Below are 25,921 nucleotides of genomic sequence, written 5' to 3'. Positions count from 1 at the left end.
AGCGTGTTTCTGTGCGCGGATCGCGTTTATGGGCGGCGAAGTCGTGGCCGCATTCCCACCCCGGTCAAAGCGGGCGGTGCCAGGATCGATGTATGGACCTCTCCGGCATCCCGATCACGACCATCCGCGGCGAGCAGACGACCTTCGGCGGTCTCACCGACGGCAAGGCGGCGCTCGTCGTCAACGTCGCTTCGCGGTGCGGTCTCGCGCCGCAGTACGAGGCGCTCGAGGCGCTGCACAAGAAGTACGCGGACCGCGGGTTCACGGTCATCGGCTTCCCGAGCAACCAGTTCCTGCAGGAGCTGAGCGACGAAGAGAAGATCGCCGAATACTGCTCGGCGACGTGGGGCGTGACCTTCCCGATGTCGGAGAAGGTCAAGGTCAACGGGCGCCACGCGCACCCGCTGTACCAGGAGCTCACGCAGACCCCGGATGCCGAGGGCAAGAAGGGTCGTATCTCGTGGAACTTCGAGAAGTTCGTCGTCGCGCCCGACGGTCGTGTCACGCGCTTCAGCCCGCGGACGCTGCCGGACGCCCCCGAGGTCATCGCCGCGATCGAGGACGCGCTGCCGAACTGACGCGCGGACGCCCGTGCCCGCCGCGCCGTGCCGCGCGAGCAGTGTCGTTGACTGTCCAAGACACGCCGTAACCGGGTAGAGAGTTGCGGCGTGTTCTGGACACTCGACGCGGACGTGCGGATCGGTAATCTGGCGCCATGACCGATGCCGTCGTCCTCGTCTCCGGCGGAGCCGCCGTCACGCCGTACACCGACCCCGCGCACGCCGCGGCATCGGGTCTGGCGGCGGGCAACACGATGACCGCGCTCCGTGCGCACCTCCTCGACCGCGACATCCGCGTCTTCACCGCGCCGGCCCGGATCGGGACGGGGGAGGTGCGGGAGGATGCCGGATGGCAGGGGTTCTCCGACGTCCCTGTCGTGCTGCCGTCCGAGGTGACGATCAACGCGGTCGGTCGCGTCGACGACGCGGGCGTCGCACTCGCCGGGTTCCTCCGTCATCTCGCCACCACGGAGGGTGTGGGCAGCGTCGACCTCGTCGGGCACTCGATGGGCGGCCTCTTCTCGCGCGCCGCGATCCGCGAGCTCGCCGGCGACGGCCCGCGGGTCGAGCGTCTCGTGACGCTCGGCACCCCGTGGGACGGTTCGGTCCTCGGCGACCTGCTCGACGACGAGATCACCGAGGCCGACGCGCACGGTGACCCCGCGACGCTCCAGATCTTCGCCGAGGCCCGCCCCTACGCCGACGCGAACTCCGAGGGCGCCGCGGCCGAGGTGTCACGTCGATTCCTGCGGGGCTGGAACGATCGCCAGGCGGGAGTGCTCGACGGCATCCCGGTGACCGCGATCGGCGCGGGGTACTTCTCGGCGGCGACCGAGCCGGTGCAGCTCTGGCCGCACGACGGACTCGTCTCGCTCACGAGTGGCCGGGCCGACGAGGTGCCGGCCGCGGTGCTCCCCGAGGTCGAGCGGCATTCGTTCCCCGATCACGTGCACAGCATCTTCTTCGCCGAGGGGTTCGGTCTGCCGTGGGAGCGTGCGCTGACGTGGGATCCGGCGGTGTTCGCTCGCATCGACGACGCGCTGGGAATCTGATCCGAGCGCTGGACGCCGTGGCATCCGGGGTATATGTTGTGAGCACCAACAAACCCGCCGTGCGTCACCGCGCACTCGTGCGTCTCCATGCGAAGGAGCAGGAATGCCCACCCCCACCCGCGATGACAAGTTCTCGTTCGGACTCTGGACCGTTGGCTACAACGGCACCGACCCGTTCGGCGGCCCGACCCGCAAGCCGCTCGATGTCGTGCACGTCGTCGAGAAGCTCGCCGAGCTCGGCGCCTACGGCCTGACGTTCCACGACGACGACCTCTTCGCCTTCGGTTCGACCGACGCCGAGCGCCAGACCCAGATCGACCGTCTGAAGGGCGCGATGGATGCCACGGGCATCGTCACGCCGATGGTCACCACCAACCTCTTCTCGGCCCCGGTCTTCAAGGACGGCGGCTTCACCTCGAACGACCGCCAGGTGCGTCGCTTCGCCCTGCGCAAGGTGCTGCGCAACCTCGACCTCGCCGCCGAGCTCGGTGCGAAGACCTTCGTCATGTGGGGCGGCCGCGAGGGCGCGGAGTACGACTCCGCGAAGGACATCCGCCAGGCGCTCGAGCGCTACCGCGAGGCCGTGAACCTGCTCGGCGACTACGTCACCGACAAGGGCTACGACATCCGCTTCGCGATCGAGCCGAAGCCGAACGAGCCCCGCGGCGACATCCTGCTGCCGACCCTCGGCCACGCGCTCGCGTTCATCGACTCGCTCGAGCGCCCCGAGCTCGTGGGCCTCAACCCCGAGGTCGGCCACGAGCAGATGGCGGGCCTGAACTTCGCCGCCGGCATCGCGCAGGCGCTGTACCACGGCAAGCTCTACCACATCGACCTCAACGGCCAGCGGGGCATCAAGTACGACCAGGACCTCGTGTTCGGACACGGCGACCTGCACAACGCGTTCGCGCTCGTCGACTTGCTCGAGAACGGCGGACCCGGCGGCGTTCCCGCGTACGACGGCCCCCGTCACTTCGACTACAAGCCCTCGCGCACCGAGGACGAGACGGGCGTCTGGGACTCGGTCTCGGCCAACATGAACACCTACCTGCTGCTCAAGGAGCGGGCGGCGGCCTTCCGCGCCGACCCCGAGGTGCAGGAGGCCCTGGCGGCGGCGAAGGTGCTCGAGCTCGCGCAGCCGACGCTCAACGAGGGCGAGTCGTACGACGACCTGCTCGCCGACCGCTCGGCCTACGAGGACTTCGACACCGACGCATACCTCGGCGGCAAGGGCTTCGGCTTCGTCCGCCTGCAGCAGCTCGCCACCGAGCACCTGCTCGGCGCGCGCTGATCCCCGCGGGGCGGGGGCGCGTGGGGCGTCCTTCCCCGTGGCGGGGCCCGGATGCCACGGCATCCGGGCCCCCGAGCCGCTTCCGCAGCGGCCGGCGCATGGCATCCCGTTCGCGTGTCGAGTGTCCAAAACACCCGGACGAATTCGAAAAGTCTCCGGGTGTTTTGGACACTCACGCAGTGACGGGGTATCGGGCGTCGGGGCGGCGGCCCCAACGCAGAACAACAAGACCAGCGCGCCGAAGAGGGCGCGGACAGGAAGGCAGAGCATGGCGCTCGTCATGGGAGTCGATTCGTCGACGCAGTCGTGCAAGGTCGTCGTCGTCGACGCCGAGACCGGACGCGTGGTTCGCGAGGGGCGCGCGTCGCACCCGACCGGCACCTCGGTCGATCCCGAGGCGTGGTGGGTCGCGTTGCAGGATGCCATCGGCCAGGCGGGCGGCCTCGACGACGTCGCCGCGGTCTCGATCGCGGGGCAGCAGCACGGCATGGTCGTGCTCGACGCCGAGGGCCGGGTCATCCGTGACGCACTGCTGTGGAACGACACCCGCTCGGCGCAGGCCGCGGCCGACCTCATCGCCGAGGTGGGCGCGGAGGCGTACGCCGAACGCACGGGCGTCGTACCCGTGGCATCCTTCACCGCCACGAAACTCCGGTGGCTGCGGGATGCCGAACCCGAGAACGCGGCGCGCGTCGCCGCGGTGGCGCTGCCGCACGACTGGCTGACGTGGCGGCTGCGCGGCTTCGGCCCGGGCAACGCCGACCTCACCGAGCTGACCACCGACCGCTCGGACGCCTCGGGCACCGCCTACTGGGGCGCCGACGGCTACGACCGTGAGCTGCTCGAGCGCGCGCTCGGGCACGACGCGGTGCTGCCGCGCGTGCTGGAGCCGTGGGAGAGCGCCGGGACGCTGCCGGGCGGCGCGCTCGTCGGGCCCGGCGCCGGGGACAACGCCGGTGCCGCGCTCGGTCTGGGGGCGGGCGTCGGAGATGTCGTCGTGTCGCTCGGCACCTCCGGCACCGTGTTCGCCGTGACCGACCATGTCGTCCGGGACACCTCCGGCGCCGTCGCCGGATTCGCCGACGCCACCGGGCGTTTCCTGCCGCTGGTGGCGACGCTCAACGCCGCTCGGGTCCTCGACGCGTTCGCCGGTCTCCTGGGCGTCTCGCACGACGAGCTGGGCGCGCTCGCGCTGCAGGCCGAGCCGGGTGCCGACGGCGTCGTGCTCGTGCCGTGGTTCGAGGGCGAGCGCACCCCGAACCTGCCGCACGCGCAGGCGTCGCTGACGGGTCTCACCCTGGCATCCACGAATCGCGCGAACTTCGCCCGCGCGGCGATCGAGGGAATGCTCAGCGGCCTGGCCGTGGGGCTCGAGGCGATCCAGGCGCAGGGCGTCGAGGTGCGGCGCGTGCTGCTGATCGGCGGTGCCGCGGCGAACGAGGCCGTCGCGCGGATCGCCGCGCAGGTGTTCGACGCCGAGATCGTCGTGCCGGCCGCGGGCGAGTACGTCGCGCTCGGTGCGGCGCGACAGGCCGCGGGGGTGCTCGCCGGGGGTCTTGTGGACTGGACCGTGGCGACGGCCCGTACCGTCGACCCGGACTTCCGGCCCGGGATCCGCGCGCGCTACGACGAGGTCGCCGCGCTCCGCGCCCGCGAGTAAGCCGCCGCCCGACCCGGGTTCCCTGACGCCGAGACTTCATCCGCCCGACGAGACCGCTGCACGCTGCGGCGCTTTCGTCGGGTGGATGCGGTCTCGGCGTTTCTCGTATGCGCGGGCGGCGGGGCGCGCGGGCGGCCGGGCGCCGGCGCGGGCGAGGAAGCGCCCACCGCGGAACACACGTCGATCAAACTGTACGTACAGACTGGACGATATGGACGTTACGTATTACGCTGACACCGAAGCGGGCACGGTCCGCTCACGGAGGGGCGCGGGGAGCCGTACGCGCTGAGCGCCTTCCGTCGCCGTCAACGGAAGGAAGCCGATGGCACTGGTCAGCGGTCACGAAGTCGTCCGAGAGTGCACCGCCCGCGGCCTGGTCGCGGGAGCGTTCAACACCACGAACATCGAGACGACGATGGGCATCGTCGACGCCATCGAGCGGGTGGGCGTGCCGACCTTCATCCAGGTCGCGCCCACGAACGTGAAGCTGTCCGGCTACGAGTACATCTACGACACCGTCGCCCGTCGCCTCGCCGACTGCTCCGTGCCGGTGGCGCTGCACCTCGACCACGGCAAGTCGCTGGATGCCGTCGAGGCGGCGCTCGCGGCCGACTTCACGTCGATCATGATTGACGCCTCCGAGGAGCCGTTCGCCGAGAACGTCGCGGTTTCGGCGCAGGCGCGCGAGATGTGCGGGACGGAGGTCGCCCTCGAGGCCGAGCTCGGCAGTATCGGCGGCAAGGAGGACGACGTCGCCCCCGAGTTCGCCAGCACGACCAACCCGGCCCAGGTGGCCGAGTTCGTCGCGGCGGTCGGGTGCGACATGCTCGCCGTCTCGGTCGGCAACGTCCACGGCTACGCGCCCAACGCCCGCATCGACTTCGACCTCCTCGCCCGCGTGCGCGAGCAGAGCCCCGTGCCCCTCGTGGTCCACGGCGGCTCCGGCCTCCCCGCGGAACAGCTCGGACGGCTCGCCGAGTTCGGCGTCGTGAAGGTCAACGTCGCCAGCGACCTGCGCAACGCCATGATCCGCTCGTTCGGAGAGGCCTACGCGGCCAACCCGAACGAGAACTCGCTCATCCGTGTCTCGCTCGACGCCGTCGCCGCGATCACCGACGTCGTCGAGCGCCGCATCCGCATGCTCAACCCCTCGGTCTGACGCTCATGACCCCCACTGTCACGGTCGACATCGGCACGACGAGCATCAAGCTCTGCCTGTTCGACGCCGAGGGCGCGCTCCAGGCCGCCGACCGCTGCGCCACGCCCACCCGGCGCGACGCGTGGGGGGAGATCTACGACACCGACGCGGTGATGGATGCCGTGCGCTCCTTCGTCGACGCGCTCGATCCGGCCGCACGGCGGGCGGTGCAGTGCATCGTGATCGCCGGCGTGGGGGAGTCCGGCGGCCTCGTCGACCCCGACCTGTCGCTCGTGTCGCCGATGATCCTGTGGCACGATCACCGCGGTGCGGATCTGCTCACGGGCCTGACCGAAGCCGATCGCGCGCGCGTCTACGCGGTGACCGGGCTGCCGGTCAATGCCAACTACGCCCTGTCGAAGGTGGCCTGGGCGCTCGCGCACGCCGAGCGCTCGACGGCGGCCGCGCAGTGGCTGAACGTCTCGGAGTACGTTGCGGCGCTGCTCACGGGACGACGCTGGGCGGAGCCGTCGCTCGCGAGCCGCACGATGGCGCTCGACCTGGTCGGGCGTCGCTGGTCGCGCGAGGTCTGCGGACTGTTCGGCGTCGACCCGGGCGTGTTCCCGCCGTTGCGGGCGGCGTCGGAGGGCTTCGCGATGGATCCGGCGACGGCGCGGGCCTGGGGCCTCGACGAGGTGACCGTGCACGTCGCCGGTCACGACCACATGGTCGGAGGTGTCGGCGCCGACCTGCGCCCCGGCGAGATGCTCGACTCCACCGGCACCACCGAAGGCGTCCTCGCCCTGCTCCGCACGCCGCGCCTGGATGCCGTTACCGCGGCGACGAAGCTCGCCGGCGGGCTGGCCTGCGACGGCGACGGGTTCACGCTCTTCGCGTCGATCCCGACCGGAGGCTCCGCCTTCGCGACCCTCCGCACCCTCCTGGACCGTGAGGCAGACGAGCTCGCCGACCTCGTGGCGCGCGCCCACCGCGACTGGGTCCTGGGGTCCGTCGACCTCGATCGACTCCCCCTGGTCCTGCCGCAGTTCCGCGGCAGCCCGCCGCCGCGCAAGGACGCCACCGCCCGCGGCGCGATCGCGGGGCTGCAGACCGACACGACCGCCGTCGAGCTCGTGCTCGCGTGCTTCCTCGGCATGGTGCGCCAGTTCGCCGAGGTGTGGGAGCTGTTCGACCTGGAGCTGGACCGGGTGAAGGTCATCGGCCCCGCCAGCGCGAATCCGCTCTGGCTCCAGCTCAAGGCCGACTACCTGGGCGTGCCGCTGAGCGTCTCGGGGTTCCCGGAGGTCGTCTCCCGCGGGGCGCAGGCACTGGCCCATGGCATCCGGCTGCCCTGGAGTGCGTCGGAGCCGCGCGACGTCCCGCCCGACACCGCCCGCACGGCGGAGCTGGCGCAGTGGCGCGCCCGGACGGCGGACCGCTGGGCTCACCTCGCGGAGATGCCCGCATGAGCGGCGACGCCGGGCGCCCCCTCTTCTTCGAACGAAAGGCGTGGCAATGAGGCTCGTCGCCGGAATCGACTCGTCCACCCAGAGCTGCAAGGTCACGGTCCGTGACCTCGACACCGGAGACCCGGTCCGCGAGGGGTCGGCTCCCCACCCTCCGCTGACGATCGTCGACCCCGAGGTCTGGTGGGACGCGCTGCTGGCGGCGGTCCGCGCGGCCGGGGGTCTCGACGACGTGCTCGCGGTGTCGGTGAGCGGTCAGCAGCACACGCCGATCTTCCTCGATGCGCGGGGCGTGCCCACTGCGCCGTCGCCGCTGTGGAACGACCTCGGTTCGCACCCGCACATGGTCGCGCTCAACGCCGAGCTCGGGCGCGACACGTGGATCCGCCGCACTGGTCTCCCGCTCTCGCTGTCGGACACGGTCGTCAAGGCCCGCTGGCTGCGCGACGAGTTGCCGGATGCCGCCGCCCGCACGGCGGCGATCGCGGTGGTGCACGACTGGCTGACGTGGCGGCTGGCCGGCCACGGTCCCGGCGCGGGCGACATCGAGGCGCTGGTCACCGACCGCTCCGAGGCCTCCGGGACCGGTTACTGGTCGCCCGAGACGGGGGAGTACGAGCGCGATCTCGTGGTCCACGCCCTCGGGCACGACGTCGTCCTGCCGACGGTGCTCGGTCCGCGCGCGTCCGCGGGGCGGACTGGACGGGGGCTCCCCGGCATCCCCGAGGGGATCCCGATCGGCGTCGGCAGCGGAGACAACGCGGCCGCGGCCCTCGCCCTCGGGCTCGAGGAGGGGGATGCCGTGCTCAGCCTCGGCACCTCGGGCGTGGTCTACGCGCGCACCGCGCACGCGGTCCACGACTACGCGGGGTACGTCTGCAACTACGCGGATGCCACCGGCGTCCACCTCCCGATCGTGGCGACGCTCAACGCCGCGCGGAACCTGCAGGTCGGAGCGGAGATCCTCGGCTGCACGCACGACGAGCTCGCCGACCTGGCGCTGTCGGCCGAACCGGGGGCGGGCGGTCTGACCCTGCTGCCCTACTTCGAGGGGGAGCGCACGCCCGACCTCCCGCACGCTCGCGGAGCCGTGCTCGGCGCGACGCTGACGAACTTCACGCGCGCGAACCTCGCCCGCGCGATCGTCGAGGGGACGGTGGCGAGCCAGGTGGCGATGCTGGACGCGCTCGACGCCTGCGGCGTGCACGCGCGCCGGCTCCTCGTCATCGGGGGTGCGGCGAAGAACCCCGCCGTGCAGCGGGTGCTCTCCGAGCTCGTCGTCCTCCCGATCCATGTGCCCACCGCCGACGAGTACGTGGCCAAGGGGGCGGCCATGCAGGCCGCTGTCGCGCTGACCGGCGACTTCCCCGCGTGGCCGGTGGAGGTCGAGCGCATCCCCGCGGCAGAGCCCGCTCCCCGTATCCGTCGTCAGCACCACGATGCCCAGGTCGCCCTGGGGTACGTCGTGCCCGCGCCGACCGACGTCACCGCTCCCGCGCCGGTCTGAACGGGCGTTCGCTAGGGTCGGAAGGGGACCCGCGCACGGTCCGCGTTCCACTCGGGAGGATTCGACGGTGACCTCTCGATCACGCATCCCCGTGGCCGTCGGCATCGACGTCGGCAGCACGAACACGAAGGTCGTCGCGATCGCCGAAGAGGGCGCCGTCGTCGCCCGGGCGAGCAGGCCCACCCGTCGCGCGGGCGGCGACCTCGCCATCGATGCCCGCGCCCTCGTCGCGGCGATCGAGGACATGGTCGTCGAGGTCTGCGGCGGCGGTCGAGAGCTGCACGCGCTGTGCGTCGCCGGGATCGGGGAGGACGGCGTCCTCGTCGATGCCGACCTGACCCCGCTCGTCCCGGCGCTGGCGTGGTTCGACCCGCGGCGGCACGAGGTGTTCCGTCGGCTGCGCCCCGGCCTCGTCGGCGACGAGACCCTCGATGTCGACACCGACGCGGTCCGCACGCTCGTGGGGTGGAGCTGGGCGAGGGCGCAGCCGGGTGCCGATCGCGCGACGGCCTGGATCGCCCTCACCGACCTGCCGGCCGTGCTGTGGACCGGGCGTCCGTTCCTGAGTGACACCCTCGCTCCGCGCACCGCCGCGTGGCGCAGTCGCGACCGCGCGTGGGATGCCGACCGGGTGTCCCTCGCGCTCGGCGACGCGCGGCTGCTGCCCCCGGTCCTGCGGACCGGCGAGGTCGTCGGGGCGATCCGGTCGCGGCGCCTCCGCGAGGCGGGAGTCCTGGCCCGGGATGCCGTCGCCGTCGTCGGCGGCCACGATCACCCGATCGGGGGGTGGGGCGTGCAGCTCATGGTCCCCGGTGCGGTCCTGGACTCGATGGGTACCGCCGAGGTCGTGGTCGCGCAGACCCGCGTCGCGTGCGCCCGCGGCGACGATCACGTCGACCTGGCTCCCGGCATCCGGTCCGACGGGAGCACGCTGCTGCGTGTCGAGGAACTCGCCCGTAACGTGCAGTGGGCCTCCCGCGACCCCGACGTCGCCCGGGCCATCCGACACCTGCTGATCGGCCGCGCGCAGCCCCTCGAACTCTGGGACTCGGGCTTCTTCGTGCCGGGCGAGCGCGGCGGTGGGGAGCCGAGGTACGCCCCGGACGCCCCGGTGGACCCGCTCGTCCGGGCGTCCGCCGTGCTGGGCGCGCTCGCCGTCGCGGGACGCGACGCGGTCGACGCCGTACGCGGCGACGTGGGCGGGGTCGGTGAGGTGCGCGTCGCGGGAGGCTGGGTGCGGTCGCCGGGATGGATCGCGGTGAAGTCGGCCGTGAACGGGGTTCCCGCGGTCCCGGTGCTCGAGCCCGAGGTCACCGCGGTCGGGGCCGCGCTCCTCGCGGCGACCGCGTGCGGGTGGCATCCGGACCCGATCGACGCCCTCGGCGGGTTCGCGACGGGAATGCTCGGCTGAGCGCGATCAGCTCGCGGCGACGCTCACTTCGAGCGGGATGACGTCGGTGAGCACCCAGGTCTCGTAGTAGTCGAACCGCGTGCCGTCGGCGGCCCACGACAGCGACCGGACGCGCAGCACGGGGTGGTCGACGCCGACCTCGAGGTGTGCCGCCACCTCGGGCGGGGCGGGGAGGGCGTGGATGACGCGCTGCGCGCCGCTGCTGACGAACCCTGCGGCCCGGAGGTGGCCGTTGAGCGAGGCGGAGCCGTCGAGGACACCCGGGTCGGACTCGATCGAGCGGCCGACGTCGCGGGGGAACCAGTTCGTGCTGAACATGGCCTTCGCGCCGTCCAGGGAGCGCACGCGTTCGAGGGCGAACACCTCGGCTCCGTCCGGGGTGCGCAGGGCCTCGGCGACATGGGCGTCCGGGGTCACGTACCCGGCGCGCACCACCTCGGTCGTGATCCCCGTGCGCCCGTGCCGCAGCTGCGACTCGAGGAACCCCTCCTGCACGGTCCATCCCGCCGTCTGTCCCGGCACGCTCGCGAAGACGCCGCGGCGCGGGATGCGGTGGGCGTACCCCTCGTTTTCGAGCTTCGTGAGGGTCTGGCGTACGGTCGCCCGGGAGAGACCGAACTCGCGGCACAGCTCGAGCTCGCTCGGCAGGCGCTCCTCCTCGGCGATGTCGCCGTGGGTGATGCGCTCGCGCAGGATTTCGAAGAGCTGCTCGTAGTACGGCACGGGGGAGACCCGTTCGATGGTGTGCGCCACGTGATCCTCCTGGTCGTGCGCGTCGTTGCGCGTTCCGTCGTACGTTTGATTCCGACTGTACAGACGGTGCGGATACCCGACCCGCATCGTCGTCGTCCGGGGCCCCGGCGAGCGACTTTCGATTGACACTGTACATTCTGTACGTACAACACGTACGATACGTGCAGGACATCGATCCTGCATCCCGAAACGCCACCGGCCCCAGAGGCTTCTGCACTTCAGAGAGGAAGTACGCATGCGAACTTCACCCATCACCGGACTCGCGCTCCTCGGCGCGGGTGCCCTGCTCCTCGCCGGCTGCTCCGGCGCGGCATCCACCGACTCCGGTGCCGCCGGTGGCGGCGACGCGAGCCCCGCCGACACCCCGCTGAGCTACTCGCAGCCTCACACCGACCCGTTCCAGAACGCCGAGAACGTCGGCTCGATGGAGCGCTTCGCGGAGCTCGGCTACGCCACGATCCCCGCGACCAACGCCGACCGTGACGCCGCCCAGCAGATCACCGACATCCAGACGCTCATCAACAAGGGCGCCAAGGGCCTGGTCATCTCCGTCGGCGACGCCGACGCCATCGTCCCGGCCATCGAGTACGCCAACGACTCCAGCGTGCCGATCGTCGCGATCGACGAGGCGCCCGCCTCGGGCAAGATCGCCATGATCGTCCGTGCCGACAACGTCAAGATGGGCGAGCTGGCCTGCGAGGAGATGGGCAAGCGCGTCGCCGCGGATGCCGTCGTCATCACCCTCGACGGCGACCCGGTCACCTCCAACGGCCGCGACCGCACCAACGGCTTCAACGACTGCATGAAGCAGAAGTACCCGAACGTCAAGCTCGTCAACGTCGCCACCGAGTGGGACCCGGCGAAGGCGGCGGCCGGCATCGAGACCGCGCTCAACCAGTACGGCAACGTCGCGGGCATCTACAACCAGAGCGACGCGACGTTCTTCCCGACGATCCTCGACACCCTCAAGTCCGCGGGCAAGCTCGTCGCCGCCGGACAGTCGGGCCACATCGTCCAGGTCTCAGTCGACGCCAGCCCCATGGCCATGACCGCGATCCGCGACGGATGGCTGGATGCCGCTGTCGCGCAGCCGATGACCGACTACATCGACTACGGCGTGGACTACCTCACGCGCGCGATCAAGGGCGAGACGTTCAAGACCGGCGACACCGACCACGGCAGCGTCATCGAGGAGCGCAACGGCAACCTCGTCGACCTGCTGCCCACCCCGGTCGTGACCAAGGACAACGTGGAGGACCCGAACCTGTGGGGCAACAAGCAGTTCGCCCTCGACGCGTTCGGCGCCACCAAGTAATCCGGCCGCATCACGACACCCCCGAGACGGAGACGTCATGACCACCCCATCGACCACCGTGCCCGCCATCCAGATCGACGGCGTCAGCAAGACCTACGGTGCGACGAAGGCGCTTCAGGACGTCTCCGTCTCGATCCTCCCCGGGCAGGTGCACGGACTGATCGGGCGCAACGGCGCCGGAAAGTCCACGCTTCTGCGCATGATCACGGGCTTGGAGACGCCGGACACCGGAACCGTGAGCTTCTTCGGTGAGGCCGCGCCCCCGGCATCCGACCCCAAGGCCTGGCAGCAGCGCGTCGCCTGCGTCTACCAGCGCCCCTCGGTGTTCGCCAACCTCACCATCGCCGAGAACCTCTTCGCGGGACGCCTGCCCACCGCGGGGGCGCGCGTGTCGTGGAAGAAGATGCAGTCCGAGGCCGAGCGGATCCTCGACGAGTGGAACATCCGCCTCGACCCCCGGATGCTGCTCGCGGACGCCCCGATCGAGGAGCGCCAGATGCTCACGATCGCCAAGGCGCTCGAGGCCGGCACCCGCATCGTGCTGCTCGACGAGCCGACCGTGCAGCTCGAGGGCGCGGCCATCCGACGACTGTTCGACAAGGTCCAGGAGCTGCAGCAGCAGGGCGTGACGTTCGTCTTCGTCTCGCACTTCCTGCGCGAGGTCACCGCGATCTGCGACTCCGCGACGGTGCTCCGCGACGGCAAGCTGCTGTGGTCGCGCCTGGGCGACGAGATCCGCTCCGACGACCTCGTCGAGGCCCTCCTCGCGGGGCAGGAGCAGCGTCGGCACCGTGCCGAGAGCATCGCCCCCGACGAGGATGCCGCGCCCGCAATGCAGCTCCGATCGGCGAGCGAGAAGGAGGGGGCGTTCACCGACGTCACCCTCTCGGTCGCGCCCGGCGAGCTCGTCGCCATCGGCGGCGTGGGCGGCTCGGGCAAGTACTCGGTGGGCGAGGCGATTGCCGGCCTGCGCGGGCTCGCGTCCGGCGAGGTGATCGTCGCCGGCGCCCCCATCCGCACCGGTGACGTCAAGGCCAGCCAGCGCGCCGGCATCGGTTTCGTCCCCGCCGACCGCCACCGCGACGGCTACGTCCCGCAGCTCAGCGTCGCCGAGAACATGACCATGGGGATCATGGACCAGCTCGCCCCGGCGGGCGTGTTCTCTCCGCGGAAGCAGACGGCCCTGTCGCGCGACCTCATCTCCGACGTCGCGCTCGTGCCGCCGGACCCGTCGCTCGCGGTGTCCGGACTCAGCGGCGGCAACCAGCAGAAGGTCGTGCTGGCCCGTGCCCTGGCCCGCAAGCCCCGCGTGCTCGTGCTCATCTCGCCCACCGCCGGCGTCGACATCGCCGCCAAGGACGCGATCTACGGACTGATGCTGCGCGCCCTCGCCGACGGCGTCGCGGTCGTCCTCATCTCCGACGACGTCGAGGAGCTGCTGGTCAGCTCCCGCGTCCTCATCATGCGCGAGGGCCGTATCTCGGCCGAGCTCGCCGACCCCACCGAAGAAGACATCGTTCGAGCCATCGAAGGCCTGGAGTGAACATCGTGCGTACCACCGTCGTCCGAACCCCCGCCCCCGAGACCAACCCCGTCATGCGCACGGTCGTGAAGAACGTGCGCGAGCTGAGCGTCCTGCCGGGCCTCATCATCGTCGCCATCGTCGGCGCGGTGGTCAGTCCCGCGTTCCTCTCGGCCGCGAACCTGACGCTGATCCTGCGGCAGTCCGCCGAGCTCGGCATCGTCGTCATCGGCCTGACCTTCATCCTCATCACCGGCAAGCTCGACATCTCGCTCGAATCCACCGTGGGCCTGGCCCCGATGGTCGCCGCCTGGCTCATGGTTCCCGCCGCGATGGGAGGCCTCGGCTCCGAGGTCGGCCCGGGCGTCGCGATCCTGGTGACCCTCGCGATCGGCGTCGTCATCGGGTTGATCAACGGCTTCCTCGTCGTGAAGGTCAAGCTCGATCCGTTCATCGTGACGTTGGCGATGCTCATCCTGCTCCGCGGCATCACCCTCGGCGTGAGCCAGGGCAAAACGCTCGCGGGTCTCCCCGAGGCGTTCCGCTACGTCGGCTCGGCCCGGTGGGTCGGCATCCCCGCCGCGATCTGGATCACCGGCATCCTGTTCCTCGTCGCGGGTCTGGTCCTGCGGTACACCGCGTGGGGCCGCGCGCTCTACGCCATCGGCGGGAACGCGGACGCGGCGCGGGCCGCCGGCATCCGCGTGGATGCCGTGCTCATCACCGCCTTCGTCGTGGCCAGCGCCCTCGCCGCCTTCGCGGGCATGATGCTCGCAGGCCGCCTCGCCTCGGTCACCAGCGGCATGGGCGACAACCTCATCTTCAGCGCGCTCGCCGCCGCGGTCATCGGCGGTGTGCAGCTCAACGGCGGGCAGGGACGCATCGTCGGTGCGCTCATGGGCGTGCTGCTGCTGGGTACCCTGACCAACGTGCTGACGCTCGCCGGCGTCCCCACCTTCTGGATCAACGCGGTGTACGGCGCGGTCATCCTCCTCGCCCTGCTCGTCGGCCGCTGGGGCGGCCGCACCAGCACCCGCTGACCCACCCCCTCGCGGGCGCCCCGCGCCCGCACCGACACAGAAAGGACTGTCCATGTCGGAGTTCCGTGAGATCAGCTCGACCGTCGTCGAGGAACTGGGGGAGGTGTTCCGCCGGGTACCGCTGGACAACATCGAGGCCGCTCTCGACGCGCTCGAGAAGCACCCGCGCATCTTCGTGCTCGGCATCGGTCGCGAGGGTCTGGGGTCGAAGGCGTTCGCGATGCGCCTGACGCACTTCGGCAAGACCGTGCACTGGGGCTGGGACGACACCACCCCCGCCGTCACCGCGGACGACCTGTTCATCATGCCGTCGGGGCCCGCGAACATCCCGCACCTGCACTACATCGCCGAGCAGGTCAAGAAGACCGGCGCGACGCTGCTCGTGGCCACGGCCGTCCCGGACGGCCCCACCGCGCAGCTCGCCGACATCGTGCTGACCGTCCCCGCCCACACCTACGGCGCGGACGACCCGAGCGGGCTCGTGCCCACGATCCAGGCGATGGGGAGCCTCTTCGAGCAGTCGCTCTGGATCTTCTGGGACGTGCTGTACCTCATGCTCGTGCGTCGCACCGGCGCGAAGTTCGAGGACCTCGTCGCCCGCCACCGCAACTTCGAGTGAGGCCCGGCCGGGCGGGCCTCGGCGTCCGGCCCGGATGGGGCGCGACGCCGGGTTCGGGCCCCGGTCGTGGTTCCGCGAGACCGCATCCGCGTGACGAGCCTCCCGCAGGATGCGCCGGTTCTCGTCAGCCCGGTGCGGTCTCGGCGTCCGCGGCGGTCTTCCCCGCGGCGCGCGGCGGCGGCGCGTCGTTCTGCACCCGCGCGTAGGACGGCTGACGCGCCGCCCGCACCCACGCGTAGGTCCGCGCACCCGGGAGCGGACGGCGCACGGCGTCGAAGCGCAGACCGCGGTCGTCCGGATCGGGGTCGAGGCGCAGCTCGACCAGGGCGAACGGATGCCACGGCCCCCACGCCGTCGCATGCGACAGCTCGAGCGTCCAGACGGCGCCGACGTCGAGGCCGGTGAGAGCGCGCGGATCGGTGGCGGGCGGACGCCCCGACACCGTGCGTGCGCCGAGCAGCACCGGCCCGCGGTCCCCGCGATAGGGGAGCAGGATGCCGAGGCTCGCACGCTCCGCGCGGCGTCGGGGGAGGAGCGCGAAGCGTCCCGGAACTCCCCACCCGGTCGAGGCGAACTCGATGTCGGCGTCGTCGACCCGCAGCGCCAACCCGATGATGTCGGGGAGCGGTGATGGCAGGCCGACCGACCGCGACACGCGAGCCACCACAGGGCGCGCGGAGGCCGACGCGTCGTCGATCCAGGCGATGCCGGCGGCGGTGGCATCTGGAATCCGCCGGATCTCCCCGCGCAGGACCACGCCGCGGCTGTGGATCGGACGCGGGTGCCGCACGCGCTGGGCGACGGCGAACGCGCGCCCGAGGGCGGCCCCGATCGTGCCGGACACGGGCGTGCGGGACGGGCGCGGGATGCCGGGAGCCGAGGTCATGCCGCCATCGCACCTCGCGGGTGTGCGCACGCCGAGGGGGTTGCGCGCCGCTACTGTGAGGGACCATGAGCGGCGACGGCGGGGTGAGGCGCATCGGCATGCGCGACGTCGCCGACGCCGCGGGCGTCTCGACGCAGACCGTGTCGCGCGTGCTGAACGACTATCCCGGCATCCGGGATGCCACGCGCGAGCGCGTGCTCGCGGCGGTCGCGGCGCTGGACTACCGCGTCAACAACGCCGCGCGCGCCCTGGGCACCAGTCTCACGCGCACCGTCGGGGTCGTGGCATCCGATGCCGTCCTGCACGGTCCGTCCGCGGGAATCGCGGCGCTCGAGCGGGCGGCGCGGGCGCGCGGTCGGTGGATCTCGACCGCGTACACCGACTCGGACGACCCGGCCGACATCGACGCGGCCGTGCGCCACCTGCTCGACCAGGGGGTCGACGGGATCGTGCTCGTCGCCGCGCACGGAGCGACTCCTCTCGAGGGGTACGACGTGCCGCTCGTGCCGCTGTACGGCGAGTCGGGGATCCGCCAACGCGACGCGGCCGCCCTCGTCGTGGATCATCTCGCCGACCTCGGACATCGCCGCATCGTCGAGGTCGCCGGCCCCGCGGACTGGCGCGAAGCGTCGGCGCGCACGGCGGGCGTCGCCGACGCGGTCGCCCGCCGGGGGCTGACGCTGGTGGACCGCGTCGAGGGGGACTGGAGTGCCGCCTCGGGCTCCGCGCTCGCGGACGCGGTCGCCGGTCGCATCGCCGACGGTGCCACCGCCGTGGCCGTCGCCAACGACCAGATGGCGCTGGGGCTCACGGCGGGCCTGGCGGCGCGAGGCCTGCGCGTCCCGGCGGACGTCTCGGTCACCGGCTTCGACGACAACCCGGACGCCGGGTTCTACAGCCCCCCGCTGACGACGGTGCGTCTGGACGTCGAGGGGGAGGCGGCGGAGGCCGTGGCGCGGGTGCTCGGCGACGAGCCGACGGCACCCGCGCGGCCGGTGCTGGTGCCGCGCGCCTCGACGGCCGCACTGCGCTGACGCCTGGCCCGCGCCACCGCCACGTCGGCGGTCGGCACAACTCCGGCGATGGGGGTGTGCCGCCGGGGGGTCGCCCGCCCCAGGGCGGTTCTGCCGGAGTTGTGCTGGTCGTCAGCGCATCGATGCCGCGAGCGGGCCGGACAGCCAGCGCTCCACCTCGCGCGTCGAGCGCAGCCGCACGATCGGCAGCCCGGGGCGCTCGGCCGCGACGACGGGGAGGCGTTCCCGGTAGTTCCCGCGCGTGGAGATCGACCAGCGGACGATGTGCTCCGGGTCGGTGAAGAACGTGTGGAGCGGCGGCTCGATGTTCCCGTTCCAGAGAGGTTCGCGGCCGAGGCGACGGCGGAGCGTACGGGCAACGACGCGGGGGAGCGTGACCGTCGTGAACGGCAGGTCGAGCCATGCGAGAAGGTCGGCGCGCGCCGTCAGGAGTGGCCTGGCATCCGAGTACTGCCACTCCGTCACCCAGGCGTCCTCCTCGACGAGCGCGCGGACATCGTCGAGGAACTCCGATCGGGGCGTCCAATCGGGCCCGTGGAACAGCGCGTCGATCTCGACGTGCGGCGCGCCGGTGAGGGCCGAAATTCGTCGGGACAGCGTCGTCTTGCCGACGCCCGAGACCCCCGCGACGGCGATCCGCCGAGGCCGGACGGGGAGTGGATCGTCGGCGCGCAGCATCCCTCCACGCTACGGTGCGGGTCAGCCCTCCCGCGCGCTCCCGCGCGGCGGTGGCGCGCCCGCCGCGGCGATGTCGGCCGCCGCGGTCAGCCCCGCGGCCATCGCCGTGACGACGGCCGCGGGGACATGGGGATCGAGGCGGCGTGCGACGTCGCCCGCCGCCCAGATACCGGGCTGATTCGTGCGCCCGAGCGCGTCCACGACGATCCCGTCCGCCTCGACGCGGACGCCGAGGTCGGTGGCGACGCTCGACCGTGGTCTCGGGTTCGGCGGGATGAACACCGCCGCGACCTCGGCTGTCCGGCCATCGTGCCGGGTGATGAGGGCGCGATCGCCCGCCCGCGCGACGGATGCGACCTCTTCGGGCTCGAAGTGCGGCACCTCGTCCGTGAGGCCGCGCAGCAGCCCTTCGACGTGGGCCGCGTGCGCGCCGGAGGAGATCACCGCGATGGGCCCCTCCGCGTGCTCGTGGCCGTGGCAGTAGGGGCAGGGCAGAACGAGGTCGCCCCAGAGCTCCGCGACCCCGGGGATCGGGAGGAGTGCATCCTCCACCCCGGCGGCGATGAGGAGGTTCTCGGCGTGCCACGGCCCGTCGGCGGTGTCGAGTTCGATGTCCGTCTCGCGCCGCGCCCCGCGGACCGTGCCGTCGATGACGCGCACCCAGGGGTATCGCTGGAGCTCGTTGCGCGCCGCCGCACGCAGCCGCGCGGGCTCCGTCCCGTCCCACCCGAGCACGTTGTGCATGCGGGCCGATGTCGAGTTCCGGGGACGTTCGTCGTCGAAGACGACCGTATCCACGTGCATCCGGCCCAGAGTCAGAGCGGCCTGCAGGCCGGCGGGGCCTCCGCCGACGATCACCACTTTCGCGAACCCTGCCATGCGGTCATCGTGCCGGGCCGAATTATGTGATCGCCATGATCTCGGGCTCGCATCCACGGGATGTTACCGGTAACATTACGGGGTGAGAGCGTCACGCCTCGCCGCCCCGATCAGTCGAAGGAGACCCCGCGTGTCCGATGCCGCCACGTTCACGCCCGAGGTGCAGGAGGCGATCGACGCCGTCCGCGCCGATGTCGCGAAACTGCACGCCGAGCTCGTGCGCTACAACCTCATCGTCTGGACCGGCGGCAACGTCTCGGGCCGCGTCCCCGGGACCGACCTGTTCGTGATCAAGCCCTCCGGTGTCTCGTACGACGACCTGGCCCCCGAGAACATGATCCTGTGCGACCTCGACGGCAACGCGATCCCCGGCACCCCCGGCAGTGAGCGCAGCCCGTCGAGCGACACCGCGGCGCACGCGTACGTGTACCGGAACATGCCCGAGGTCGGCGGCGTCGTGCACACGCACTCGACCTTCGCCGTGGCGTGGGCGGCGCGCGGCGAAGAGATCCCCTGCGTCATCACCGGCATGGCCGACGAGTTCGGTGGCCCCATCCCGGTCGGTCCGTTCGCGATCATCGGCGACGACTCGATCGGTCGCGGCATCGTCGAGACCCTGAGTGGACACCGCAGCCGTGCGGTCCTCATGCAGAACCACGGCCCGTTCACGATCGGCGTGAGCGCCAAGGACGCGGTCAAGGCCGCCGTCATGTGCGAGGACGCGGCCCGCACCGTGCACTACGCCCGCGAGGCCGGCCCCCTGGTCCCGATCCCGCAGGACAAGATCGACGCCCTCTACAACCGCTACCAGAACGTCTACGGACAGAGCACGGACGACCGCCGATGACCGCCGACATCTCCGCCCTCATCGAGCAGGGCCGCGCCTCTCTCGGCATCGAACTCGGCTCCACCCGCATCAAGGCGTGCCTCATCGGCCCGAACGCCGAGGTGCTCGCAACCGGTTCCCACGAGTGGGAGAACGTCTACGCCGACAAGCTCTGGACCTACTCGCTGGATGCCGTGTGGTCGGGCCTTCAGGCCGCCTACGCCGAGCTCGTCGCCAACGTGCACGAGCAGTACGGCGTCACCCCCGAGCGGTACGCCGCGATGGGTGTGTCGGCGATGATGCACGGGTACCTCGCTTTCGACGCCGATGGAGAGCTGCTCGCCCCCTTCCGCACGTGGCGCAACACCAACACCGGTGTCGCGGCGGCTGAGCTCACGGAGCTGCTGGGCGTGAACATCCCGCTGCGCTGGTCGATCGCACATCTGCACCAGGCGGTCGTGGATGCCGAGCCCCACGTGCCCGAGGTCCGCTTCCTCACCACGCTGGCCGGGTACGTCCACTGGAAGCTCACGGGCGAGAAGGTCCTCGGCGTCGGCGATGCGTCGGGCATGTTCCCGATCGACTCCGCGACCCGCGACTATGACGCCGAACTGGTCGCGCGGTACGACGGGCTCGCCGCCGGACGCGTCCCGGCGCTGACGGACCTGCTGCCCGAGGTGCTCGTGGCCGGTGCGGCGGCCGGCAGCCTGACCGAGAACGGGGCCCGGCTCCTCGACCCGACCGGAACGCTGCGTCCCGGCATCCCCTTCGCTCCGCCCGAGGGCGACGCGGGCACCGGCATGGTCGCGACCGGTGCCGTGGCTCCGCGCACCGGCAACGTCAGCGCCGGCACGAGCATCTTCGCGATGGTCGTGCTCGAGCGCCCGCTCAGCGAGGTCCACCACGAGCTCGACCTCGTGACGACCCCCTCGGGCGACGCGGTGGCGATGGTGCACTGCAACAACGGCGCGAGCGAGCTGGCGGCGTGGGCGAACATGTTCACGGCCTTCTCGGCCGCGGCGGGCGTGCCCCAGACCCCGGATGCCACCTACGCGGCGCTCTTCTCCGCCGCGCTCGAGGGCGAGGCCGACGCCGGCGGGCTGCTGGCCTACAACCACCTCGCCGGAGAGCCCATCGCGGGTCTCGACGAGGGTCGCCCGCTCGTGGTGCGCACGCCCGACAGCCGCCTCACTCTGCCGAACTTCATGCGCGCGCAGCTGTACGGCGTCTTCGGCACGCTCGCGCTCGGCATGGCGGTGCTCCACGCCGAGGGCGTCGGCCTCGACAAGATGTACGCCCACGGCGGCATGTTCCGCACCGCGGGGGTCGCGCAGCGCTTCCTCGCGGCGGCGCTCGACGCCCCCGTCGCGGTCGCCGAGACAGCGTCCGAGGGCGGGGCGTGGGGCATGGCCGTGCTCGCGGCGTACGTGGCTGACGGCGCGGGCCGCGACCTCGACACTTACCTCGCCGAGGTCGTCTTCGCCGACGCGCCCATCACCACCGCCGACCCCGACCCGGCGGACGTCGCCGGATTCTCGGCCTACCTCGACCGTTACCGCGCCGGACTCGCCGTCGAGGCCGCCGCCGTGGCATCCCTCTGAACACTCGAAAAGGAACAGTCATGACCCGCACGAAGCTCAAGAACGACCTCGACGGCTACGAGGTCTGGTTCGTCACCGGCAGCCAGAACCTCTACGGCGAGGAGACCCTGAAGCAGGTCGCCGAGCAGTCGCAGGCCGTCGTCGAGGGCCTCGCCGGCCTCCCCGTGAAGGTCGTCTGGAAGCCCGTGCTGAAGGACTCCGACAGCATCCGCCGCATGGCCCTCGAGGTCAACGGCCGCGACGACGTCATCGGCGTCATCGCGTGGATGCACACCTTCAGCCCCGCGAAGATGTGGATCTCGGGTCTCGACGCCCTGCAGAAGCCGCTCCTCCACCTGCACACGCAGGCCAACGTGGAGCTGCCGTGGAATGACATCGACTTCGACTTCATGAACCTCAACCAGGCCGCGCACGGCGACCGCGAGTTCGGGTACATCCAGACGCGCCTGGGCGTCGCCCGCAAGACGGTCGTCGGCCACGTGTCGAACCCGTCCGTCCGCCAGCAGATCGAGGACTGGGAGCGCGCCGCCGCCGGCTGGACCGCCGCCCGCACCCTCAAGCTCGCGCGCTTCGGCGACAACATGCGCTTCGTCGCCGTCACCGAGGGCGACAAGACCGAGGCTGAGCTGCGTTTCGGCGTGCAGGTCAACACGTGGGGCGTCAACGAGCTGGTCGAAGCCGTCGAGAAGGCCTCGGATGCCGACATCGACGCGCTGGTGCAGGAGTACATCGACAGCTACGACGTCGTCGACGAACTGCTCCCCGGCGGCGCGCGCCACCAGTCGCTGCGTGACGGCGCCGCGATCGAGCTGGGCCTGCGCTCTTTCCTGGAGGAGGGCGGCTTCGGCGCCTTCACGACGTCGTTCGAAGACCTCGGCGCGCTGAAGCAGTTGCCCGGTCTCGCGGTTCAGCGCCTGATGGCCGAGGGCTACGGTTTCGGCGCCGAGGGCGACTGGAAGACGGCGATCCTGGTGCGCGTCGCGAACGTCATGGGCGCGGGCCTCCCCGGCGGCGCGTCGCTCATGGAGGACTACACGTACGACCTCGTCCCCGGCAACGAGCGCATCCTCGGCGCCCACATGCTCGAGGTCTCGCCCTCGCTCACGACGAAGAAGCTGCGCCTCGAGATCCACGAGCTCGGCATCGGCGGCAAGGACGACCCGGTGCGCCTGGTCTTCACCGCCGACCCCGGCCCCGCGCTCGTCGTCGCGATGAGCGACATGCGCGATCGCTTCCGCCTCGTGGCGAACGTCGTCGAGAACGTCGACGCCCCCGACCTGCCGAAGCTCCCCGTCGGACGCGCGGTGTGGAAGCCCGCCCCGGACTTCGCGACCTCGGCCGGCTGCTGGCTCGCCGCCGGTGCCGCCCACCACACCGTCATGACGACGGCCGTGGGCATCGAGGTGTTCCGCGACTTCGCCGAGATCGCCAAGACCGAGCTCGTCGTCATCGACGACGACACCACGGTCCGCGGCTTCCAGAGCGAGCTGCGCTGGAACCAGGCGTACTACCGCCTGGCCCAGGGCCTGTAAGACCCCCGCCGTCCCGGGTCGCGTTCAGCCCCGGGGCGGTGCGGCACTCGCGCGCCTCGCTCTCTCGGGGCGCGTGCCGCGCCCCGGTTCGTCCGGTGCGCGGATCGTGCCCCGATTCCGGTAGCGGTGGGCTGCCTGGGTCGGGGCACGTCTGCGTTCAGGTGGGGCTTCAGCTTGTGGCACTCGTGTGTCCGCTGCTTCTGACAACGCGTTCCCGAGCCCCGCGATCAGCTGCGCCGAGCGACTCGCAGCCAACAGAGAAACAGCCATACCGCCGCGACGCCGAACACAAGGGCGGAAACTGCTGCCGGCCCCGAAAGATCGCTTTGGCATATTCCCGCCGACGTCGCAAAATCTGTGCACGACCCCGTCCTCCAGAAGAGTGCTATGACAGCAACGAGGAGCGCAGTGATGGCTGCGACGAGAAGTGAGGTCCGTTTCCCTCGCGGTCGTGCCATGAAACTGCCTCCCGACATGCTCACCCGCGTGAGACGTCGACACTAGTCCTTTCGGCGGCACTGTCTCACAGGAAAGAGCGGGCCGTCTCGTTCCCGATACAGCTCAGGTGCATGATTCGATGGCTCTCGGCACCCGAGGCGTCCGGACTGTGCCGACTCACCGATTCTTCGAGAGAACAATGACCCACTATGACGGCGCGGCCGACAGCGCTCCCGCGAAACCGCTCTTCGTCGTTCAGCGATATCCCTCGCAACACCTGGTCGCCCGGGGGATCGGCATCCTGTTCATGGTCGGTGCTGTGGTCCTCGCCGCAACGGAGGTCATCGAGCGGGATCCTCTCGCGTACATCGGCGTCACGGTGTGGCTGACCACGCTGGGCGGTCTCGGCGCGATCATCTTCTTCTACGCGCTGTCTCTCGGGAGGGCGCGCATCCTCGTGTTCGATGACCACCTCGTCGTCCGCTCGGGATGGCACCGGGCACGGGTCGTGGCGGCATCCGATATCGCCGAGCTTGCGGCACTGATGTCCGGACGGGTGCGCGGCAAAGACACGCGTAATCGCACGTTGTTCGAGACGATGAGCGTCTACCGGGGCTTCCCCGAGTTCACCTCCTGGCTGCAGGAGAAGACGCCCCGGCAGTGGGCCGCGATGACGGCGAGTTCTCGCGGCTGAGGCACGCCGCGCGTCCCTCACAGAGCGGCGGGAGACGGATGCCGGGGATCGCGCGTGGGAGAGGCTCAGGGCCGACCGACGGGATTCTGACGTCCGGCGTCGGGGCCGTGCTCGGTGGTGAAGCGCCGGAGGCGACGCACCGCGCCGATCACTCGAACCACGGCGAACACCCCGAGGACGACGAATGTGATCGCGAATCCCCAGCGCCACCACGGGGCGTCGGCCCCCTCGGAAACGAGGGTCCACACGCTGCCAGCCGTCAGGAACACGGCGCCGATCAGCGTGCAGATCGCCGCTGTCCGTGCGCGATCGAGTCGCATCCGCTGCTGGATCAGCGACATCGCCTCGGGCTCTTCGTCAGAGGTCATGCTCACAGCCTCTGCCCCAGCGACCACAACCGGTCCGCCCGCCCCGAGATCGCCTCGGACAACGCGAACGCCTGCGAATCGGTGAGGGATGCCACGTAGTCCACGATTCCGCGGGATCGCGCGAGCGTTTCGGCTTCGGCATCCGACGGTCGATTTTCAGCGGGCAGGGCGGCGTACTGCTCGCGCGCCAGCGCGATGAGCTCGCGCAGGCGGCGCGGGGTGCGGGCGCGGTCGAGGTCGTCGTCGAGCCACTCGCCGAGGGCGCGCACCGAGCGGGCGAGGATGCGGCTCATGCCGCGCTGCTGGATCGCCAGGTCGGGGCGGCTGAGCACGAAGCGCTTGTGCACGAACTTCAGCACCTCGACGTGGTGCCAGGCCCACGGCGAGAGCACCACGGGTCCGGCGCGCGGGGTGTCGAGAGGGCGCAGGCGCGCCGACTCCTGGAACCGCCGGATCCATCGGTCGGTGAAGGCGGCGAGCCGTCGCTCGGCCGTCAGCGACCCGTCGAACGGGCGGGCGAGCAGGTCGGTGACCATCTCGGCATCCACGTCGCTGACGGCGGCGAGGAAGGCTTCGTCGTCGGCGATCCACGGGTCGTCGCGGCGCATCTTCCGGCGCAGGCGCTCGAGTCCCGCCCCCGGCGCGAGTTCGGCGCGCACCTCCGCGTCGTCGCGCGAGCGCCACTCGAGCACGTCGTCGAGCCAGCCGCGGAACTCCGCCGCGATCGGGGCATGATCGAGGATCCCCGCGCGGTAGAAGTCGTCGACGTCGTGCACCGAGTACGCGATGTCGTCGGCGAGGTCCATCACGGCACCCTCGATGCTCTGGCGGAGGGGCTCGGCATCCACCCCCTGCCTGGCCTCGTCGAGGTCGTCGAGGTCGAGGTCGTACGCCGAGTACTTGTGCACGCGATACGCGCCGTCGGGAGAGCGACGGATGCCACGGGGCGGGCCGATCCGCTCGACGTCGGCCGCTTCGACCGACGGCGCCCACGGGTACTTCGCCGAGGCGGCGCGCACGGCCGCGGTGAGATTCAGCCCGCGGGGTGCGTTCTCGACCACGTCGAGGGCGGTGAGGATGCGGTACGTCTGGGCATTGCCCTCGAAGCCGTCGGGGAGGCCCAGCTCTTCGCGCGCGAGACGGTCGAGCGTGGACTCGCCGAGGTGGCCGAACGGCGGGTGGCCGAGGTCGTGCGCGTATGCGGCGGCCTCGACGACGGTGGCGTTGCACACGTCGCCCTCGCCCGCCCGGCGAGAGCGGGTGTTGAGCTGCAGCGCGACGACCCGGGCGATCGCGCTCACCTTGAGCGTGTGCGTGAGGCGGTTGTGGACGGGGGCGGCGCCGATCGAGGGCGAAACGACCTGCGTCACGGCCGACAGGCGGGAGAAGTACGGCGAGAACTGGATCCGCTCGAGGTCGATCGACCACGGGTCGGCGCGGGCGTCGTCGTGGTCGGGGTGGATGCGCGAGGCGGGGTTGCCGACGACGGTCTCGGGTCGCGCGGGGGTCTCGTCGTGCAGCGTCATCCTGTCCTCTCGCGGCGTCGATGGCGTGGGTCCACGCTAACGCGGATGCGAGAGAGGTCGCGCGGGTTGCCTCTCGCGTGAGTGTCCAAAACACCCGGACGTTCTCGAAAAGCGTCCGTGTCATG

At 71.4% G+C, this 25,921-nt stretch carries 23 protein-coding genes; 17 read left to right on the top strand and 6 right to left on the bottom strand.

Going from position 1 to position 25,921, the window contains the following annotated elements:
• The first annotated feature begins 92 nt into the window (after positions 1 to 92).
• The 8 genes from NS283_RS13340 to NS283_RS13305 all read left to right on the top strand — a co-directional run bounded on the left by NS283_RS13340 (position 93) and on the right by NS283_RS13305 (position 10,085).
• Positions 93 to 578 carry a glutathione peroxidase gene (locus NS283_RS13340; protein WP_058597352.1) on the top strand — a complete coding sequence of 162 codons (486 nt, stop codon included), beginning with the start codon at positions 93 to 95 and terminating at the stop codon, positions 576 to 578.
• A gap of 137 nt (positions 579 to 715) precedes the next feature.
• Positions 716 to 1,612, top strand: coding sequence for an esterase/lipase family protein (locus NS283_RS13335; protein ID WP_058597351.1), 897 nt, complete (start codon positions 716 to 718; stop codon positions 1,610 to 1,612).
• Positions 1,613 to 1,715: 103 nt separating this feature from the next.
• Positions 1,716 to 2,903, top strand: coding sequence for a xylose isomerase (gene xylA, locus NS283_RS13330; protein ID WP_058597350.1), 1,188 nt, complete (start codon positions 1,716 to 1,718; stop codon positions 2,901 to 2,903).
• Between the two features lie 268 nt (positions 2,904 to 3,171).
• Positions 3,172 to 4,563 (top strand): xylulokinase, encoded by a 1,392-nt coding sequence (xylB, locus tag NS283_RS13325; protein WP_058597349.1) that lies wholly within the window; start codon positions 3,172 to 3,174, stop codon positions 4,561 to 4,563.
• Positions 4,564 to 4,885: 322 nt separating this feature from the next.
• Positions 4,886 to 5,722: a class II fructose-bisphosphate aldolase gene (locus NS283_RS13320; RefSeq protein WP_058597348.1), complete on the top strand. Its 837-nt coding sequence runs from the start codon at positions 4,886 to 4,888 to the stop codon at positions 5,720 to 5,722.
• Positions 5,723 to 5,727: 5 nt separating this feature from the next.
• Positions 5,728 to 7,170, top strand: coding sequence for an FGGY-family carbohydrate kinase (locus NS283_RS13315; protein WP_058597347.1), 1,443 nt, complete (start codon positions 5,728 to 5,730; stop codon positions 7,168 to 7,170).
• Positions 7,171 to 7,216: 46 nt separating this feature from the next.
• Positions 7,217 to 8,674 (top strand): FGGY family carbohydrate kinase, encoded by a 1,458-nt coding sequence (locus NS283_RS13310; RefSeq protein WP_058597346.1) that lies wholly within the window; start codon positions 7,217 to 7,219, stop codon positions 8,672 to 8,674.
• A 67-nt stretch (positions 8,675 to 8,741) separates the two neighbouring features.
• The gene (locus tag NS283_RS13305) at positions 8,742 to 10,085 is read left to right on the top strand and encodes an FGGY-family carbohydrate kinase (protein WP_193752687.1); all 1,344 of its coding nucleotides are present in this window, start codon (positions 8,742 to 8,744) and stop codon (positions 10,083 to 10,085) included.
• Between the two features lie 6 nt (positions 10,086 to 10,091).
• Here the strand turns inward: NS283_RS13305 and NS283_RS18730 are convergent, their stop codons facing one another.
• On the bottom strand, positions 10,092 to 10,838 hold the full coding sequence (locus tag NS283_RS18730; RefSeq protein WP_193752686.1) for a GntR family transcriptional regulator: 747 nt from the start codon (positions 10,836 to 10,838) through the stop codon (positions 10,092 to 10,094).
• Between the two features lie 235 nt (positions 10,839 to 11,073).
• Between NS283_RS18730 and NS283_RS13295 the strand changes: the two genes are divergently transcribed.
• From NS283_RS13295 to NS283_RS13280, 4 genes are read left to right on the top strand one after another with little or no spacing between them, the layout of a single operon-like run.
• The gene (locus NS283_RS13295; RefSeq protein WP_058597343.1) at positions 11,074 to 12,153 is read left to right on the top strand and encodes a sugar ABC transporter substrate-binding protein; all 1,080 of its coding nucleotides are present in this window, start codon (positions 11,074 to 11,076) and stop codon (positions 12,151 to 12,153) included.
• Positions 12,154 to 12,190: 37 nt separating this feature from the next.
• The gene (locus tag NS283_RS13290; protein WP_058597342.1) at positions 12,191 to 13,696 is read left to right on the top strand and encodes a sugar ABC transporter ATP-binding protein; all 1,506 of its coding nucleotides are present in this window, start codon (positions 12,191 to 12,193) and stop codon (positions 13,694 to 13,696) included.
• Between the two features lie 5 nt (positions 13,697 to 13,701).
• Positions 13,702 to 14,715: an ABC transporter permease gene (locus NS283_RS13285; RefSeq protein WP_206542556.1), complete on the top strand. Its 1,014-nt coding sequence runs from the start codon at positions 13,702 to 13,704 to the stop codon at positions 14,713 to 14,715.
• A gap of 52 nt (positions 14,716 to 14,767) precedes the next feature.
• A complete protein-coding gene (locus tag NS283_RS13280; RefSeq protein ID WP_058597340.1) occupies positions 14,768 to 15,334 on the top strand; it encodes an SIS domain-containing protein in 567 nt (188 codons plus the stop codon).
• A 124-nt stretch (positions 15,335 to 15,458) separates the two neighbouring features.
• Here the strand turns inward: NS283_RS13280 and NS283_RS18965 are convergent, their stop codons facing one another.
• The gene (locus NS283_RS18965; RefSeq protein WP_058597339.1) at positions 15,459 to 16,220 is read right to left on the bottom strand and encodes a hypothetical protein; all 762 of its coding nucleotides are present in this window, start codon (positions 16,218 to 16,220) and stop codon (positions 15,459 to 15,461) included.
• 65 nt (positions 16,221 to 16,285) lie between these two features.
• On the opposite strand from NS283_RS18965, the gene NS283_RS13270 reads away from it, so the two are divergent.
• Entirely contained in the window at positions 16,286 to 17,254 is a 969-nt protein-coding gene (locus NS283_RS13270; RefSeq protein ID WP_058597338.1) for a LacI family DNA-binding transcriptional regulator, read from the top strand.
• A 111-nt stretch (positions 17,255 to 17,365) separates the two neighbouring features.
• Here NS283_RS13270 and NS283_RS13265 read toward each other — a convergent pair whose 3' ends face one another.
• Positions 17,366 to 17,932 (bottom strand): AAA family ATPase, encoded by a 567-nt coding sequence (locus tag NS283_RS13265; RefSeq protein WP_193752685.1) that lies wholly within the window; start codon positions 17,930 to 17,932, stop codon positions 17,366 to 17,368.
• Positions 17,933 to 17,953: 21 nt separating this feature from the next.
• Positions 17,954 to 18,811 carry an NAD(P)/FAD-dependent oxidoreductase gene (locus tag NS283_RS13260; protein WP_058597337.1) on the bottom strand — a complete coding sequence of 286 codons (858 nt, stop codon included), beginning with the start codon at positions 18,809 to 18,811 and terminating at the stop codon, positions 17,954 to 17,956.
• 130 nt (positions 18,812 to 18,941) lie between these two features.
• On the opposite strand from NS283_RS13260, the gene NS283_RS13255 reads away from it, so the two are divergent.
• The 4 genes from NS283_RS13255 to NS283_RS13240 all read left to right on the top strand — a co-directional run bounded on the left by NS283_RS13255 (position 18,942) and on the right by NS283_RS13240 (position 23,902).
• On the top strand, positions 18,942 to 19,658 hold the full coding sequence (locus NS283_RS13255; protein WP_058597336.1) for an L-ribulose-5-phosphate 4-epimerase: 717 nt from the start codon (positions 18,942 to 18,944) through the stop codon (positions 19,656 to 19,658).
• The gene (locus NS283_RS13250; RefSeq protein ID WP_058597335.1) at positions 19,655 to 21,238 is read left to right on the top strand and encodes a xylulokinase; all 1,584 of its coding nucleotides are present in this window, start codon (positions 19,655 to 19,657) and stop codon (positions 21,236 to 21,238) included. Before NS283_RS13255 ends, NS283_RS13250 begins: the two co-directional genes overlap by 4 nt.
• Positions 21,239 to 21,258: 20 nt before the next feature.
• Entirely contained in the window at positions 21,259 to 22,770 is a 1,512-nt protein-coding gene (araA, locus tag NS283_RS13245; RefSeq protein WP_058597334.1) for an L-arabinose isomerase, read from the top strand.
• A gap of 637 nt (positions 22,771 to 23,407) precedes the next feature.
• Positions 23,408 to 23,902 (top strand): hypothetical protein, encoded by a 495-nt coding sequence (locus NS283_RS13240; RefSeq protein ID WP_058597333.1) that lies wholly within the window; start codon positions 23,408 to 23,410, stop codon positions 23,900 to 23,902.
• A gap of 65 nt (positions 23,903 to 23,967) precedes the next feature.
• Here the strand turns inward: NS283_RS13240 and NS283_RS13235 are convergent, their stop codons facing one another.
• Positions 23,968 to 24,270 (bottom strand): hypothetical protein, encoded by a 303-nt coding sequence (locus NS283_RS13235; protein ID WP_058597332.1) that lies wholly within the window; start codon positions 24,268 to 24,270, stop codon positions 23,968 to 23,970.
• 2 nt (positions 24,271 to 24,272) lie between these two features.
• Positions 24,273 to 25,796 (bottom strand): deoxyguanosinetriphosphate triphosphohydrolase family protein, encoded by a 1,524-nt coding sequence (locus NS283_RS13230; protein WP_058597331.1) that lies wholly within the window; start codon positions 25,794 to 25,796, stop codon positions 24,273 to 24,275.
• Positions 25,797 to 25,921: the final 125 nt, after the last annotated feature.

The organism is Microbacterium testaceum, assembly GCF_001476285.1.
Taxonomy (GTDB): Bacteria; Actinomycetota; Actinomycetes; order Actinomycetales; family Microbacteriaceae; genus Microbacterium; species Microbacterium testaceum_B.
This window is presented reverse-complemented; position numbering and strand designations above follow the sequence as displayed.